Annotated in this window: 15 protein-coding genes; 8 read left to right on the top strand and 7 right to left on the bottom strand. The window is 59.8% G+C overall.

Going from position 1 to position 14,597, the window contains the following annotated elements; genetic code table 11:
* Positions 1-153 precede the first annotated feature (153 nt).
* Positions 154-792, bottom strand: a complete 639-nt coding sequence (locus FHK92_RS11245) for a peroxiredoxin (protein WP_003206652.1) — start codon at positions 790-792, stop codon at positions 154-156.
* A 335-nt stretch (positions 793-1,127) separates the two neighbouring features.
* Here FHK92_RS11245 and mntA point away from each other — a divergent pair, with 335 nt between their 5' ends.
* Entirely contained in the window at positions 1,128-1,523 is a 396-nt protein-coding gene (mntA, locus tag FHK92_RS11240) for a type VII toxin-antitoxin system MntA family adenylyltransferase antitoxin (protein WP_181288134.1), read from the top strand.
* Complete coding sequence (hepT, locus tag FHK92_RS11235; RefSeq protein WP_181288133.1) at positions 1,513-1,941, top strand: type VII toxin-antitoxin system HepT family RNase toxin; 429 nt, start codon at positions 1,513-1,515, stop codon at positions 1,939-1,941. The genes mntA and hepT overlap by 11 nt, the downstream gene beginning before the upstream one ends.
* Positions 1,942-2,025: 84 nt before the next feature.
* Here the strand turns inward: hepT and FHK92_RS11230 are convergent, their stop codons facing one another.
* From FHK92_RS11230 to argE, 3 genes are all read right to left on the bottom strand, one after another.
* Complete coding sequence (locus FHK92_RS11230) at positions 2,026-3,348, bottom strand: OprD family porin (RefSeq protein ID WP_181288132.1); 1,323 nt, start codon at positions 3,346-3,348, stop codon at positions 2,026-2,028.
* 470 nt (positions 3,349-3,818) lie between these two features.
* A complete protein-coding gene (gene argA / locus FHK92_RS11225; RefSeq protein WP_181288131.1) occupies positions 3,819-5,117 on the bottom strand; it encodes an amino-acid N-acetyltransferase in 1,299 nt (432 codons plus the stop codon).
* A 136-nt stretch (positions 5,118-5,253) separates the two neighbouring features.
* Positions 5,254-6,411 (bottom strand): acetylornithine deacetylase, encoded by a 1,158-nt coding sequence (gene argE, locus FHK92_RS11220; RefSeq protein WP_181288130.1) that lies wholly within the window; start codon positions 6,409-6,411, stop codon positions 5,254-5,256.
* A gap of 159 nt (positions 6,412-6,570) precedes the next feature.
* Between argE and FHK92_RS11215 the strand changes: the two genes are divergently transcribed.
* Positions 6,571-7,938 (top strand): CYTH domain-containing protein, encoded by a 1,368-nt coding sequence (locus FHK92_RS11215; protein ID WP_181288129.1) that lies wholly within the window; start codon positions 6,571-6,573, stop codon positions 7,936-7,938.
* Positions 7,939-8,092: 154 nt separating this feature from the next.
* Here the strand turns inward: FHK92_RS11215 and FHK92_RS11210 are convergent, their stop codons facing one another.
* Positions 8,093-8,563: an Lrp/AsnC family transcriptional regulator gene (locus FHK92_RS11210; protein WP_181288128.1), complete on the bottom strand. Its 471-nt coding sequence runs from the start codon at positions 8,561-8,563 to the stop codon at positions 8,093-8,095.
* 125 nt (positions 8,564-8,688) lie between these two features.
* On the opposite strand from FHK92_RS11210, the gene FHK92_RS11205 reads away from it, so the two are divergent.
* From FHK92_RS11205 to FHK92_RS11185, 5 genes are all read left to right on the top strand, one after another.
* Entirely contained in the window at positions 8,689-9,027 is a 339-nt protein-coding gene (locus FHK92_RS11205; protein WP_181288127.1) for a hypothetical protein, read from the top strand.
* 150 nt (positions 9,028-9,177) lie between these two features.
* The gene (locus FHK92_RS11200; RefSeq protein ID WP_181288126.1) at positions 9,178-10,962 is read left to right on the top strand and encodes a GspE/PulE family protein; all 1,785 of its coding nucleotides are present in this window, start codon (positions 9,178-9,180) and stop codon (positions 10,960-10,962) included.
* 126 nt (positions 10,963-11,088) lie between these two features.
* On the top strand, positions 11,089-12,009 hold the full coding sequence (locus tag FHK92_RS11195) for an SPFH domain-containing protein (RefSeq protein ID WP_003206668.1): 921 nt from the start codon (positions 11,089-11,091) through the stop codon (positions 12,007-12,009).
* 7 nt (positions 12,010-12,016) lie between these two features.
* Complete coding sequence (locus tag FHK92_RS11190) at positions 12,017-12,466, top strand: NfeD family protein (protein ID WP_181288125.1); 450 nt, start codon at positions 12,017-12,019, stop codon at positions 12,464-12,466.
* Positions 12,467-12,534: 68 nt separating this feature from the next.
* Positions 12,535-12,852 (top strand): DUF2388 domain-containing protein, encoded by a 318-nt coding sequence (locus FHK92_RS11185; protein ID WP_181288124.1) that lies wholly within the window; start codon positions 12,535-12,537, stop codon positions 12,850-12,852.
* A 178-nt stretch (positions 12,853-13,030) separates the two neighbouring features.
* Here the strand turns inward: FHK92_RS11185 and gcvH are convergent, their stop codons facing one another.
* Both gcvH and gcvT read right to left on the bottom strand, forming a co-directional pair.
* Complete coding sequence (gene gcvH / locus FHK92_RS11180; RefSeq protein ID WP_181288123.1) at positions 13,031-13,414, bottom strand: glycine cleavage system protein GcvH; 384 nt, start codon at positions 13,412-13,414, stop codon at positions 13,031-13,033.
* 52 nt (positions 13,415-13,466) lie between these two features.
* On the bottom strand, positions 13,467-14,549 hold the full coding sequence (gene gcvT, locus FHK92_RS11175) for a glycine cleavage system aminomethyltransferase GcvT (protein WP_181288122.1): 1,083 nt from the start codon (positions 14,547-14,549) through the stop codon (positions 13,467-13,469).
* Positions 14,550-14,597: the final 48 nt, after the last annotated feature.

The following is a 14,597-nucleotide window of genomic DNA, read 5'->3' as shown; positions in this document are numbered from 1 at the left end:
AGGCCGTCGAAACGGCCAAAACCCTTTGGTACACAGAAAAGATCAACCTTGTGGGAGCGAGCTTGCTCGCGATGGCGTCGGACCTGCCAGCATCAATGCCGATTGACACACCGCTATCGCGAGCAAGCTCGCTCCCACAGGTTCGGTATTGCGTTAGCGGTTGGGCTGCGGTGTGAGGCGCAGGTACGGCTTCACCGCGCGGTAACCCTTGGGGAAACGCTGCTTGAGCTCTTCTTCATCCTTGAGCGACGGCACGATCACCACCTCATCACCGTCCTGCCAGTTGGCGGGCGTGGCGACTTTGTAGTTGTCGGTCAGTTGCAGGGAATCGATCACCCGCAGGATTTCATTGAAGTTGCGCCCGGTGCTGGCCGGGTAGGTGATGGTCAGGCGAATCTTCTTGTTCGGGTCGATCACGAACAATGAGCGCACGGTCAAGGTGTCGCTGGCGTTGGGATGGATCAGGTCGTACAGGTCGGACACCTTGCGGTCGGCATCGGCCAGGATCGGGAAATTGACCACGGCGTTCTGGGTTTCGTTGATGTCTTCGATCCACTTGTGGTGCGAGTCAACCGGGTCCACCGACAGGGCGATTGCCTTGACGCCGCGCTTGGCGAATTCGTCCTTGAGCTTGGCGGTGAGGCCCAGCTCGGTGGTGCACACCGGGGTGAAATCCGCCGGATGGGAGAACAGCACACCCCAGCTGTCGCCGAGCCATTCGTGGAAGCGAATCTTGCCGGCGCTGGAATCCTGTTCGAAATCGGGGGCGATATCGCCAAGTCTGAGGCTCATGATGCGGCTCCTGGTTGGTTTTTATGAGCCCAAACTGTGCACCGCTTTTCGTTGCTTGAAAAAGAATGAATACCCATTTATCTAGATCATTAGGAAATATAAAAAACTGTTCACTGGTGCCTTGACGCATAGCGGCCCAAGATCATTACCGAGGTTTCGAGAAGGCCTCGAGTTGCTGAAAAGAGGAGAAGGTTCGGGGAAGGCTACAGGGGTGGGCCGGACCCGAAACGCAAAAGCCCCGCCCGGCGTGATGCCGGGCGGGGCTTTTTTTGTTTTGTGTCTACGATACGGAGATTCTTGATGCGATTTTGGGATGAGCGGCTAGGATAGGCGGCATGAACACTCAAGCCTTGCTGATTCATTTGCAAAACCATCTGCCTGATCTGCTGGCGGTGTACCTGTTCGGCAGCCATGCGCAGGGGACCGCCGGGCCCGACAGCGATGTCGATTTGGCTGTGCTTTTGCCCGGCGAGGGCGATCCTGTTTCGTTATGGCAGCTTTCAGGTGAATTGGCGGACATTGCGGGCACTCCGGTAGATCTGATTGATCTACGGGCGACCACCACCGTCATGCAGTACCAGATCGTGACCCGAGGCCGAAGACTCTGGGCCAAAGATGTACAGGCAGGGTTGTTCGAATGTTTCGTCCTCAGCGAAAAGACCGCTCTAGATGAAGCTCGCGCAGGATTGCTCAACGACATCCAGGAAGAAGGCAGCGTGTATGGCCGATGACGTACTGATCAACAAAGCAGCGAGTATCGAGCGTTGCGTCGCCAGGGTGCGAGAAGAATACGAGAAGGACCCCGCTACCTTTGCTACGGATTTCACTCGCCAGGATTCGGCCGTCCTGAACATTCAGCGTGCCTGCGAAGCGGCGCTGGATATGGGACAACACTTGATTCGCCGTGAGCGATTGGGTGTTCCACAAAGTGCTCGCGATACGTTCGAGTTACTTTTTAAAGGCGGCTGGATCGAGGAAGGGCTGGTGAAAAACCTGAAGAACATGGTGGGTTTCAGGAACATCGCCGTGCATGACTACCAAGCCCTGCAATTGCCGATATTGGTAGCGATCATTACCGGGCATCTGGACGAATTTCTGGCGTTCAGCAGCTTCATTCTGCGTAAGGACGCGATGGGGTCCAAGGGGTAAAGCAGTATCCCGCTCGTTGAGCCAAAAACGCAAAAGCCCCGCCCGGCGCGATGCCGGGCGGGGCTTTTTTTACTGCGCTACGTCTTACATGAAGTTGTAAGTGTAGTTGAAGATCAGGCGGGTTTGATCCTGGCTGTCGCCCACGCCGCTGCTACGGTAGGTACCTTGACGCAGGGTCGTACCGAAGCCTTTCAACGCGCCCTGCTGGATCACGTAATCCACTCGCATGTCGCGTTCCCACTCGGAGTAATCGCTTCCACCTGCGGTGCGGGACTTGACGTCGTCACCGCGCAGGTAGGCAACCGAAGCTTTCAAGCCTGGCACGCCCAAGGACGCGAAGTCATAGGAGTATTGACCGAAGGTGGTGTTTTCACCGGCACGGACAAACCCGTTGATCATGCTGTCGGTGAACAGGTAGAAGCTTGCACCACCGGCACCTTCAGGACGACCGTTGCCATTAACCACGTCGCCCTGGTTCAGGTAGACGAAACCGCCGTCATCGCCGACTTGTTGGTGACCCAGCAAGAAAGCACTGCCACCGAGGGTGTACGTGAACATCGCGCTCCAGGTCTTGTTATCGACCTCGCCCGGGTTCTTCTCATAACCATTGTTGTTGCTGAAACGATAGCCCGCGTCGCCGTTACGGCCATCGGAGCTGCTGTCGAAGTAGCGCAGGTCGGTCTTGAAGGATTGACCTTCGCTGATCGGGAAAACGTGTACCGCGCCCAGGAAGTGCTGCTTGTAGTAATCCTGCAGGTTGGCGTAGTAGTACTGCAGCGTCAGGTCCTTGGTGACCTTCCAGTCAGCACCGGCATAACGGAACTGGTTGCTGTCCTGGTTACCGCCGGCCACTGCCAGGCCGGTGCTGTTGCTCGAAGCACGGCCTGTGGCATGTTCCAACTGACCGGCGTTGAACGTGACGTTGTCGATTTCCTTGGAGGTGATGGTGCCACCTTCAAAGGTTTGCGGCAGCAGACGGCTGTCGTTGGCTACCAGAATCGGCAGGTTAGGCGCCAGGGCACCACCGAGGTGAGCTTCGGTCTTGGAGAAAAGCGCCTTTACGTTGCCGGACAAACGGCTCCAGTCATGTACAGCGGAACCATCGGTATCGGCTGGCATGTAGGAGCCAGCGTTACGGCCTTTCCCGCCATCGAGGCGAATACCAACCAGCGCCTGGGCGTCGATACCGAAACCAACGACACCTTGCGTGAAGCCAGACTTGTAGTCGAACTTGAGGCCGGTACCCGTTTCGCGCAGGTCCTCTTTGCCCGTTTCATGGTTGTCGTTGTTGAAATACAACGTACGAGAACTGACAGACGCCTTGCTGTCTTCGATAAAACCGGCGGCGCCTGCCTGCTGCGCCAATACCCCAACGGCCACTGCCAGGGCCAAGGTGGACTTCTTCATGCATCGCTCCTCTCGTTTTCTAATTCTTGTCTATCTTTGGCTCCGGATCGAACGCCCGGAATCCGCGGATGCGCGATTAGCGCCAGACCGTGACTGGCAAGTCAACCGTAACCCTTTCGGACTACGACCATGGTCTAACCCCGCGACATCGGCCCGCAGAATAAAGGATTCTTTATAAATCCAAAAAGAATTGTTTCAACAGTTTTCAGCGCGTTCTGACATATAGGTGCCATCACAGCGTCATCAAGCCGTGACAAGCCTTATCGGCGACGTAGGGGATAACTGAACGGTAATTCGTCGGGCTTTTACGCAGCCCCGCGAATTCCTGGCGACGAGATATATTTCTGCGCCTCCTGCGCCTTCGATCCTGCTCATCAAGTCGCGCATGCCGCGATCTTGACGCGTTCCAGACTAGCTGCTCATTGTCTGAAATCAAGAAAGTCGCGGCGATGGCGGATTTCGGGAGCCGTCTACAGCGTTTTTTCGAAGATCTTCGAATTGCGCTGGTAGTTGTACAGCGAAGCCCGCGCCGCCGGCAGGCGTTCAACGCTGCTGGGTTCAAAGCCCCTTTCACGGAACCAGTGGGCGGTCCGGGTCGTCAGTACGAACAGTGTCTTGAGCCCCTGGGCACGCGCCCGGGTTTCGATTCGCTCCAGCAGTTCATCACCGCGCCCGCCATGGCGGTACTCCGGATTGACCGCCAGGCAGGCCAGCTCACCCGCGTCCGAATCGGCAATCTGGTACAGCGCCGCACAGGCAATGATCATCCCCTCGCGCTCGACCACGCTGAACTGCTCGATTTCACGCTCCAGCACCTCACGGGAACGACGCACCAAGATGCCCTGCTCCTCCAGCGGGCTGATGAGGTCCAGCAAGCCGCCAACGTCCTCGATGGCCGCTTCGCGCACCACCTCGAATTGTTCCTGGGCCACCAGCGTGCCGCTGCCATCACGAGTGAACAGTTCGGCCAGCAGCGCGCCGTTCTCGGCATAGCTGACGATGTGGCTGCGTGCAACACCGCCACGACACGCCTGGGCTGCGGCGTCGAGCAATTCGGCTTGGTAATCGCTGCCCAGTCGCTGCATGTGGGCCGGCACCTGTTGCGGTCGCAATTCACGAACCAGGCGCCCATGTTCGTCAATCAGGCCTTGTTCGGCGCCGAAAAGCAGCAGTTTGTCGGCCGCCAGGTCGATGGCCGCCCGGGTGGCGACATCCTCGCAGGCCAGGTTGAAGATCTCCCCCGTGGGCGAATAGCCCAGCGGCGACAACAGCACGATGGAGCGCTCGTCCAGCAGGCGGTTGATGCCCTTGCGATCGACCCGACGCACTTCGCCGGTGTGGTGATAGTCCACGCCTTCGAGAACGCCGATCGGCCGTGCCGTGACCAGGTTGCCGCTGGCGACCCGCAGCCGCGAGCCCTGCATGGGCGACGACGCCATGTCCATGGACAAGCGCGCCTCGATGGCGATGCGCAGTTGGCCGACCGCGTCGATCACGCACTCCAGGGTCGCGGCATCAGTGATGCGCATGCCGTGGTGGTAGTGGGGCGTCAGGCCCCGTGCCGCGAGGCGGGTCTCAATTTGCGGGCGCGAACCATGGACCAGCACCAGGCGCACGCCGAGGCTGTGCAACAACACCAAGTCATGAACGATGTTGCCGAAGTTGGGGTGTTCAACCCCATCTCCGGGCAGCATGACGACGAAGGTGCAATCACGGTGGGCATTGATATAAGGCGAAGCGTGGCGAAGCCAATTGACGTATTCGGGCATGAACCTGACCTGTAATAAATAACAGCCGAAAAAGGACGAAACAGAACGCACAGCGGGCTGGTGGTTATCGTCGGAACAGGCTTGGCGACACGCGCGCTCTCCTCATGTAATGAATACGGGCCCGCAAGGGGGCAATTTAACCGGCCGTGGCCGGCGTCAGGCAGTAGTGCCCAATCAACTGACGGAGCAATTGCACGGTAGGCTGCAAACGTGACATTTCAAGGTATTCGCCCGGCTGGTGGGCACAGGCGATGTCGCCAGGGCCCAGCACCAGGGTTTCGCAGCCAAGGCGCTGAAGATAAGGCGCTTCGGTGCCGAACGCCACTGCTTCGGCGCGATAACCCGTCAGTCGCTCGGCCACGCGTACCAGCTCGGCGTCTTCGGCCTGCTCGAACGGCGGCACTTCCGGGAACAGCGGCGCGTAGTCGATCTTCACTTGGTGTCGTTCGGCAATCGGGTCGAGCTTCTGCTGGATCGCCGCTCGCAGCACTTGCGGGTCCATGCCGGGCAAGGGCCGCAAGTCGAATTCCATGGAACACTGGCCGCAGATCCGGTTGGGGTTGTCGCCGCCATGGATGCAGCCGAAATTCAGCGTCGGTTGCGGCACGGTGAACTGTGGGTTACGGAATTCACGCTGCCATTGCAGGCGCAAGCCGCGCAGCTCGCCCATGGCGTCATGCATGGCTTCGAGGGCGCTGTGTCCGAGGCTCGGATCGGAGGAATGGCCACTGCGCCCGAGGATGTCGATGCGCTCCATCATCACACCTTTATGCAGGCGGATCGGCCGCAAGCCGGTAGGCTCGCCAATCACCGCGGCACGCCCCAACGGCCGTCCGGCGTCGGCCAAGGCGCGTGCGCCAGACATGGAGCTTTCTTCATCACAGGTGGCGAGGATCAACAGCGGCTGCTTGAACGGTTGGTCCAGCAGCGGCTTGACCGCTTCGATGGCCAAGGCGAAAAAGCCCTTCATGTCACAACTGCCGAGCCCTACCCAGCGACCGTCGACTTCGGTGAGTTTCAGCGGATCGGTCTGCCACAACGCGCCATCGAACGGCACCGTATCGCTGTGACCGGCCAGCACCAGCCCGCCGGGGCCTGTGCCAAAACTGGCGAGCAAATTGAATTTGCCCGGGCTCACTTGCTGGATGTCGCAGGAGAACCCGAGCTCGGTAAGCCAGCCCGCCAGCAGCTCGATCACCGCACCGTTGGATTGGTCCAGCTTTGGCTGGGTACAACTGACCGAAGGCGCGGCGATCAGGGCAGCGAACTGATCTTTCATGGACGGCAAAGGCATCGCTGGCTCCGGGGCGTACAAATTGACGTCCATCATAGAACCATCGAGAGTCAGGATGAAACCGTCGCGACGCGTAGGACGGATGAGTCCTGTACACTGCACGACCTTGGCAGCCACACCTCTTCCCGGCTGCGCACCCGATCCCTGGATTTTCCGGCCATGCAGAAAGAAACCGAAATCAAACTCCGCGTCAGCCGCGAGACCCTGGCAGCCTTGCGTGAGCATCCGCTGCTGAAAAAACGCAACAAGAGTGGCTGGGAACGCCACGAACTGATGAACCAGTATTTCGACACGCCGGAGCGTGACTTGGCCCGAGCCAAGGTCGCCCTGCGCCTGCGCCGCGACGGCGAAGAAGTGATCCAGACGCTCAAGACCCGTGGCCAGAGCGTCGCCGGCCTGTCCGAGCGCAACGAGTACGACTGGCATCTGTCCAAGGCCAAGCTGGACCTGAAGAAACTCGACGGCGAATGCTGGCCCGAGGCCCTGGCCGAACTGGACAAGAAAACCCTCAAGGCGATCTTCACCACCGACTTCGTTCGCGAACGCGCCGAGATCGCCTGGGGCCGTGGCAAAAGCAAAGTGGTCATCGAGGCCGCGCTGGACCTGGGCCACGTCGTGGTGGGCAAGCAGAAGGAAGAAATCTGCGAGCTGGAACTGGAGCTGCGCGAAGGCGAACCCGCCGCGCTATTGGAACTGGCCGCCGAGCTGGCCGCGACCCTGCCCTTGATGCCTTGCGATATCAGCAAGGCCGAACGGGGCTACCGCCTGCATGACGCGAACAGCTACGCCCTGAGCCTGCCGGCCCCGCAACTGACCGTCGAAACACCGCTGGACGACGCGTTCGCCGCCTTGAGCTGGCACCTGTTGGGCAGCAGCCAGCGCCTGGCCGAGCAATACCGTTTCAATGGCCATTGGCGCCTGCTGCAAGACTGGGTGGAAAACCTCGCCGAACTGCGTGCCCTGCTCAGCAGCCTCGGCCAGGCCGCGCCGCGTCAATCGACTCATGACCTGCGCGTTGCCCTGGACGCACTGCTGGAAGACTGGCGCCCATTGGTCCAGGCCGGCATCGAAGACGAAGACGTGCGAAAGGCAGCCCCGGAGCAATTCCTCGAAGAGCTGCAGGACCCGCGCTGGGGTCTGTTCTCCCTCGAAGCTTCACGCTGGCTGCTGGCCCGCAGTTGGGCCGCCGAGCGCAACACCCGCGGCAACCGCCAGGGCGCGGCGCAACTGGGCAGTTGGTTGCCGCGCCTGTTGAGCGAAGAAGCTTCGTCGCTGCAATTGCAACGCTATCAGCAACAGCCTGAAGACCTGGCCGAGCAACTGCCGCGCATCGAACGGATCCAGGCCTGGCTGCACCATGCCCGCCACGTCCTCGATATTCCGGAAATGGACCGCCTCTACGGTGAATTGAACAAGCTGGCGCAACTGGCCAACGAGCCGATCACCGACGAGCTACTGGATGCGCGCAAGCAACAGGCGATCGCGGTGTATCAGAATCGGGCGTGGAAGACTTTGTTGCGCCTGTAATCGATATACCTTTGGCGTCTGGAACACCGCTTTCGCGAGCAAGCTCGCTCCCACAGGGGTCCAGCGTTGCACACAGATCTTGTGGCCGCTGAAGATCAACTGTGGGAGCGAGCTTGCTCGCGATGAGGCCAGCCCAAACATCGCAAAAACAAGCTCAGCGCACCACCGGCAAACTCGTCGTGGACTTGATTTCCGAAAGCGCCACGATCGAGTTCACCTCCTGGATCCCCGGCACCATCGACAGCTTCTCGAAGAAGAACCGCTCATACGCCTCGATGTCCGCCGTGACGATACGCAGCAGGAAATCCACCGACCCCATCAACACGTAACATTCCAGCACTTCGGGAAAGCCGCGGATCGCCTCGGTGAATTCGGTGAAATTCGAGCGGCCGTGGGCATTGAGTTTCACTTCGGCGAATATCTGCGTGTTCAGGCCGATTTTCTTGCGATCCAACAGCGTCACCTGCCCGCGAATGATGCCCTCCTCTTTCATCCGCTGGATCCGTCGCCAGCACGGCGATTGGGATAAACCTACCTGTTCGGCAATCTGCGCACTGGACAGCGAAGCATCCTCTTGCAGCAGCGCGAGTATCCTGCGGTCGTAGCCGTCCAGTTCGCTATGCATAAATAAACCCATAATCAGCCAATCATTGATAAATCTTATTCGCCAGAACGGCAATAAGACACATCTTAGATAAGAAATACCTCGGAGCGCATGTAAACATTTCTCCGCATATCAGGAGATGTCCCATGCCCTCATTCGAATCCACCGCCACGCCTCCATCGCGCGCCGACGTCTGGCACGCCGCCAATCCTCATCGTCGCGTCGAATATCTATTGTTGGGCGAAGCCGAACCGGACCTGCCGTGCCGGGTGCTCAATCTGTTTGCGTTGCAGGGCCTGACACCCGAGAAAATCCATATGGAGCGCCACCATGATCAACTGTCCATGGAGATACTCATGGACGGGCTGAGCTGGCACCGTGCCCAGGTGATCGCGGAAAAATTGCGTAACTTGATCAGCCTGAGTTCGGTGGATGTGCAAGACGTTGAAATTGCTCGGGCTGGATCGGTTCAGGCAGTGAGTTGAGACCGCTGCGGCAAGAATTCGAAACTCATTGGTCGGGTAGTGGCCCAACGGTACATAACGTCGCGACTATTCTTTTGCAGACCAGGCCAAGACATCGAGGTGTCTGTATCGCGGCTTTGCTGCAATTGTCCAATAGGAACTCGAACGCTCATGTCCACCAAACACGCCACTCAGGACCGCTGGCTGGACCTTAACGATCTGCTGCGCCAACTCGTTGCCCAAGGCATCATCAGCCAGGACTCGGCCGAAACCGCGCTCAACGCCCGTCGACGCCACACCGCCAACAGCCAGTTGCACCCGCTTGAATTCATTGCCAACCAGCACCTGGACGACCTCAGCCGCCCGGGCAAGCGCCTGGACCTTGAGAACCTGACGCTGTGGCTAGCCGAGCAGGCCGACCAGCCCTACATGCGCATCGACCCGCTGAAGATCAATGTGGCCGCCGTTACGCCGTTGATGTCCTATGCCTTTGCGCAGCGCCACAAGATCCTCGCCGTGGCGGTTGATCGCGACGCCGTCACCGTTGCCAGCGCCCAGCCTTACGTCAGCAGTTGGGAAGCGGACCTGACCCACGTGCTCAAGCTGCCGGTCAAGCGGGTGGTCGCCAACCCGGTGGATATCCAGCGCCTCAGCGTGGAATTCTACCGCCTGGCCAAGTCGGTCAGCGGTGCCACCACGGTCGAACAGCAACCGAGCAACCTGAGCAACTTCGAACAACTGCTCAATCTCGGTGCCAGCGACCAGGAGCCTGACGCCAACGACGCCCATATCGTCAATATCGTCGACTGGCTGTTCCAGTACGCCTTCCAGCAGCGCGCCAGTGATATCCACATCGAACCACGCCGCGAGCAGGGCACCGTGCGCTTTCGCATCGACGGCGTGCTGCACACCGTCTACCAGTTCCCGCCGCAGGTGACGATGGCGATCATCAGTCGCCTCAAGAGCCTGGGCCGGATGAACGTCGCGGAAAAGCGCAAGCCCCAGGACGGACGCGTCAAGACCAAGACCCCGGACGGCGGCGAAGTGGAACTGCGACTGTCGACCTTGCCCACGGCATTCGGTGAAAAAATGGTCATGCGGATCTTCGATCCGGAAGTGCTGCTCAAGGATTTCGACCAGCTCGGTTTTTCCGCCGACGACCTGCGTCGCTGGCAGGACATGACGCGCCAGCCCAACGGCATCATCCTGGTAACGGGCCCCACTGGATCAGGCAAGACCACGACCCTCTACACCACGCTCAAGAAGCTGGCGACACCGGAAGTGAACCTCTGCACCATCGAAGACCCGATTGAAATGGTCGAGTCGTCCTTCAACCAGATGCAGGTCCAGCACAATATCGAGCTGTCCTTTGCCGCGGGCGTCCGCGCGCTGATGCGACAAGACCCGGACATCATCATGATCGGCGAGATCCGCGACCTGGAAACCGCCGAAATGGCGATTCAGGCGGCGCTTACCGGACACCTTGTGCTCTCGACCCTGCACACCAACGATGCGCCGAGTGCCATTAGCCGCCTACTGGAGCTCGGCGTGCCGCATTACCTGATCAAGGCCACGGTACTCGGGGTCATGGCCCAGCGCCTGGTGCGTACGTTGTGCCCACACTGCAAGGCGCCGTTGACCCTGGACGAAGACGACTGGCAAACCCTGACGCGTCCGTGGCAAGCACCGTTGCCCACCAATGCCCAACAGGCGGTCGGTTGCTCGGAGTGCCGTGACACCGGCTATCGCGGGCGTGCCGGGGTCTACGAGATCATGCAACTGACCGACAGCGTCAAAGGCTTGATCCACCCCGACACCGATCTTCTGGCCGTACGCCGCCAGGCGTTCAAGGAAGGCATGCGCAGCCTGCGGCTCTCGGGCGCGCAAAAAGTTGCGGCGGGCCTGACCACGGTCGAGGAAGTGTTGCGGGTAACCCCGCAGAGCGAGCAGAAGTAGGCACCATCCGGCTCAAAAGGCAGAAAAATCCCACAAACAAACCGGAACGGACCGTAGCGAAGATAATGGCCGCGTGCCCTACACTCAGGGTTCGCAGGTCCATTTCAATTCGCACAGGGAACCGTCATGCAGATCGGTAGCGTACTTTTACTGTTCATCGGCCTCGTGGTCGCCATCCTGTTCATGGGGTTCAAGGTCGTACCCCAGGGCTACCAGTGGACCGTCGAGCGCTTTGGCCGTTACACCAATACGCTCAAGCCCGGCCTGAACATCATCATTCCGGTGATGGATCGCATCGGGCGCAAGATCAACGTCATGGAAAGCGTGCTGGATATTCCTCCCCAGGAAGTAATTACCGCCGACAACGCCACGGTACAGATCGACGCCGTGTGCTTCTTCCAGGTCGTCAACACGGCCCAGGCCGCCTATGAGGTCAACAACCTCGAACACGCCATCCGCAATCTGTTGCAGACCAACATCCGCACGGTGCTGGGGTCCATGGAACTGGACGCCATGCTCAGCCAACGCGACGGCATCAACGAAAAACTGCTGCGCACCGTGGATGAGGCCACGGCGCCGTGGGGCATCAAGATCACCCGGATCGAGATCAAGGACATCAGCCCACCGGCCGACCTGATGGCCGCCATGTCCGGGCAGATGAAAGCCGAACGGATCAAGCGTGCCCAGATTCTGGAGGCCGAGGGCCTGCGAGCGTCGGCAATTCTCACCGCCGAAGGCAAGAAACAGGCGCAGATCCTCGAGGCCGAAGGCAGTCGGCAGGCCGCGTTCCTGGAGTCGGAAGCCCGCGAACGCCAGGCGCAAGCCGAAGCCCTGGCTACGCAGGTGGTGTCCCAGGCAATCGCCGACGGCAACGTCCAGGCCGTGAACTACTTCGTTGCGCAAAAATACATTGATGCCCTCGGCAAACTTGCCTCGGCCAACAACAGCAAGGTGATCCTGATGCCGCTGGAAGCCAGCCAGGTCATTGGCGCCGTCGGCGGCATCGGCGAAATCGTCAAGGCCACCTTCGACAGCAAGAAAGCCTGAGGCGCGTATGTGGGGTTTCCTGCAACAGATATCGTATTGGGACTGGCTGGCGCTGGGCGTCATCCTGCTGATCCTGGAAGTGTTCGGCGCGGGCGGATATCTGCTCTGGATCGGCATGGCCGCCGCTGCGGTCGGCGTGCTGACCTTCATCCTGCCGCAGATGGCGTGGGAAATGCAGTTCCTGCTGTTCGGCCTGTTCGCCATCGCGACAGCCCTGTATTGGTGGCGACGCCAGCGCAGCGCGGTGCGCCAGAGCGATCAGCCACTCCTGAACCTACGCGGACAGGAACTGATCGGTAAGGTCTTTCAGGTCCACGAGGCAATCGTCGATGGGCGGGGCAAGATCAAGGTGGCCGATGGCGTGTGGCTGGCGAAGGGACCCGATCTGCCTGTTGGCGCCCGGGTCAGGGTAGTGGCGCAGGAAGGGACGGTGCTAACGGTTGAACGGGCGGAGTGATGCGTCATGGAACTGAATCGAGCCCTCGACAATCCAACGTCATAGTTAACCCAGTGGAGTCACCTATCATGCGTCTCAAACTTGCTGTCGCGACCCTAGCCTTGCTTTCTCTTCCCGTGGGCTCGGCAATGGCCGACACGTTTTGGCGTAACGTCATCTCGTCCGGTGCGACCACCGGATCCACCTACCTGACCTTCAAGGATAACAAGCTGATCGTCGCCGCCCAGGACGACGCCGGCAGCTTCGTCGCCAGTGACGGCAGCATTCGTGGCCCTTACCTGGAAGCCGCGATGCAGAAAGTCCGTGCCGACAACCCAGGCCTGCAGGCCACCGACATGGACCTGGCCAACGCGATCCTGGCGAAGAACGCCGTCGCCCAGGATTGATTCCCGGCCAATAAAAAATGCCGCTCGACTGAGCGGCATTTTTTTGCCTGGAAAATCTCTCGGGACTCTGCAGGCCTTTGTGGGAGCGAGCCTGCTCGCGAAAGCGGTGTGTCAGCCAACCTCATTGGTACTGATCCAGCCCATTCGCGAGCAGGCTCGCTCCCACAGGTATCAACGGTTATTCGCCGATAGCAGCCTTGTAGCCTGCGGCATCCAGCAGCTTGTCCAACTCGGCCTTGTCGCTTGGCTTGAGCTTGAAGATCCAAGCTCCGTACGGATCGGAGTTCAACAGCTCTGGCGAACCGCCCAACTCTTCGTTGACGGCAATCACTTCACCCGAAACCGGGGAGTAGATATCGGAAGCGGCCTTGACCGACTCCACCACACCGGCTTGATCGGCCGCCGCAAAAACCTTACCGACCTCAGTCAGCTCGACAAACACCACATCGCCCAAGGCTTCCTGCGCATGATCGCTGATGCCAACGGTGACCGTACCGTCGGCTTCCAGGCGCGCCCACTCATGGCTTTCGGCAAAACGCAGTTCGGCAGGGATATCACTCATATTCTGTGTCCTCAAGAGAAGTGTCAGCGGCCGGCGGCCCGCCGTAAAAGGGTTAAATCAGGGTTTTGCCATGGCGGACGAAGGTCGGCTTGACCACCCGTACCGGGTACCACTTGCCACGAATTTCCACCTCGGCACGGTCGGCGGTGGCCATTGGGACACGAGCCAAGGCAATTGACTTGCTAAGCGTAGGAGAAAAACTACCACTGGTGATCTCCCCTTCGCCAACATCTGCGATTCGAACTACTTGATGGGCGCGCAGGACTCCGCGCTCTTCAAGCACCAAGCCCACCAGTTTGTGTTGCACGCCCGCAGCGAATTCGGCTTCCAGCGCTTCGCGGCCGATGAATTGGCGACTGGCCGGCTCCCAGGCGATGCTCCAGGCCATGTTCGAAGCCAAGGGCGAAACGTCCTGGTGGATGTCCTGACCATAAAGGTTCATGCCAGCCTCCAGGCGCAGGGTGTCGCGGGCGCCGAGGCCAATGGGTGAGATACCGGCGCCCACCAGATCGTTGAAAAAACTTGGGGCTTCATGGGCTGGAAGGACAATCTCCAGACCGTCTTCTCCGGTATAGCCGGTACGGGCGATGAACCAGTCACCGTCGGCGCGGCCTTCGAACGGCTTGAGTTGCTGGAGCAACTGGCCGCGAGATTGCGTAACCAGTTCAGCGATCTTGTGTCGGGCGTGAGGACCCTGGATCGCCAGCATCGCCAGTTCGGGACGCTCATGCAGTTGCACGTCGTAATCGCCGAGCTGCGCCTGCATCCAGGCCAGGTCCTGATCGCGGGTCGAAGCGTTGAACACCAACCGATAGCCGTCCTCGACCCGGTAGATAATCATGTCATCGACAATGCCGCCATGCTCATTGAGCATGGCGCTGTACAGCGCACGGCCTGCGTCCTGCAAGCGATCGACATCGTTGGCCAGCAAGCGCTGCAACCAGGCTTTGGCTTGGGGACCGGCAACGTCGATCACGGTCATGTGGGATACATCAAACACTCCGCAATCGCGACGCACCTGATGGTGTTCTTCGACTTGCGAGCCGTAGTGCAAAGGCATATCCCAACCGCCAAAATCGACCATCTTCGCGCCGAGGGCGAGATGAAGGTCATACAGAGGCGTACGCTGTCCCATGGGTTTCTCCTTCCGGGCTTGGCGAAGGTGCGGACGGGCACTGCACAG

It is taken from the genome of Pseudomonas brassicacearum subsp. neoaurantiaca, from assembly GCF_013608025.1.
Lineage (GTDB): Bacteria > Pseudomonadota > Gammaproteobacteria > Pseudomonadales > Pseudomonadaceae > Aquipseudomonas.
This window is presented reverse-complemented; position numbering and strand designations above follow the sequence as displayed.

Coding starts and splice junctions, on each gene's coding strand:
- FHK92_RS11215 (WP_181288129.1), top strand. CDS start 6,571: ATGCAGAAAGAAACCGAAATCAAACTCCGCGTCAGCCGCGAGACCCTG.
- FHK92_RS11245 (WP_003206652.1), bottom strand. CDS start 792: ATGAGCCTCAGACTTGGCGATATCGCCCCCGATTTCGAACAGGATTCC.
- argE (WP_181288130.1), bottom strand. CDS start 6,411: ATGCCTTTGCCGTCCATGAAAGATCAGTTCGCTGCCCTGATCGCCGCG.
- FHK92_RS11190 (WP_181288125.1), top strand. CDS start 12,017: ATGTGGGGTTTCCTGCAACAGATATCGTATTGGGACTGGCTGGCGCTG.
- FHK92_RS11200 (WP_181288126.1), top strand. CDS start 9,178: ATGTCCACCAAACACGCCACTCAGGACCGCTGGCTGGACCTTAACGAT.
- FHK92_RS11195 (WP_003206668.1), top strand. CDS start 11,089: ATGCAGATCGGTAGCGTACTTTTACTGTTCATCGGCCTCGTGGTCGCC.
- gcvH (WP_181288123.1), bottom strand. CDS start 13,414: ATGAGTGATATCCCTGCCGAACTGCGTTTTGCCGAAAGCCATGAGTGG.
- gcvT (WP_181288122.1), bottom strand. CDS start 14,549: ATGGGACAGCGTACGCCTCTGTATGACCTTCATCTCGCCCTCGGCGCG.
- FHK92_RS11230 (WP_181288132.1), bottom strand. CDS start 3,348: ATGAAGAAGTCCACCTTGGCCCTGGCAGTGGCCGTTGGGGTATTGGCG.
- argA (WP_181288131.1), bottom strand. CDS start 5,117: ATGCCCGAATACGTCAATTGGCTTCGCCACGCTTCGCCTTATATCAAT.
- FHK92_RS11210 (WP_181288128.1), bottom strand. CDS start 8,563: ATGCATAGCGAACTGGACGGCTACGACCGCAGGATACTCGCGCTGCTG.
- mntA (WP_181288134.1), top strand. CDS start 1,128: ATGAACACTCAAGCCTTGCTGATTCATTTGCAAAACCATCTGCCTGAT.
- hepT (WP_181288133.1), top strand. CDS start 1,513: ATGGCCGATGACGTACTGATCAACAAAGCAGCGAGTATCGAGCGTTGC.
- FHK92_RS11205 (WP_181288127.1), top strand. CDS start 8,689: ATGCCCTCATTCGAATCCACCGCCACGCCTCCATCGCGCGCCGACGTC.
- FHK92_RS11185 (WP_181288124.1), top strand. CDS start 12,535: ATGCGTCTCAAACTTGCTGTCGCGACCCTAGCCTTGCTTTCTCTTCCC.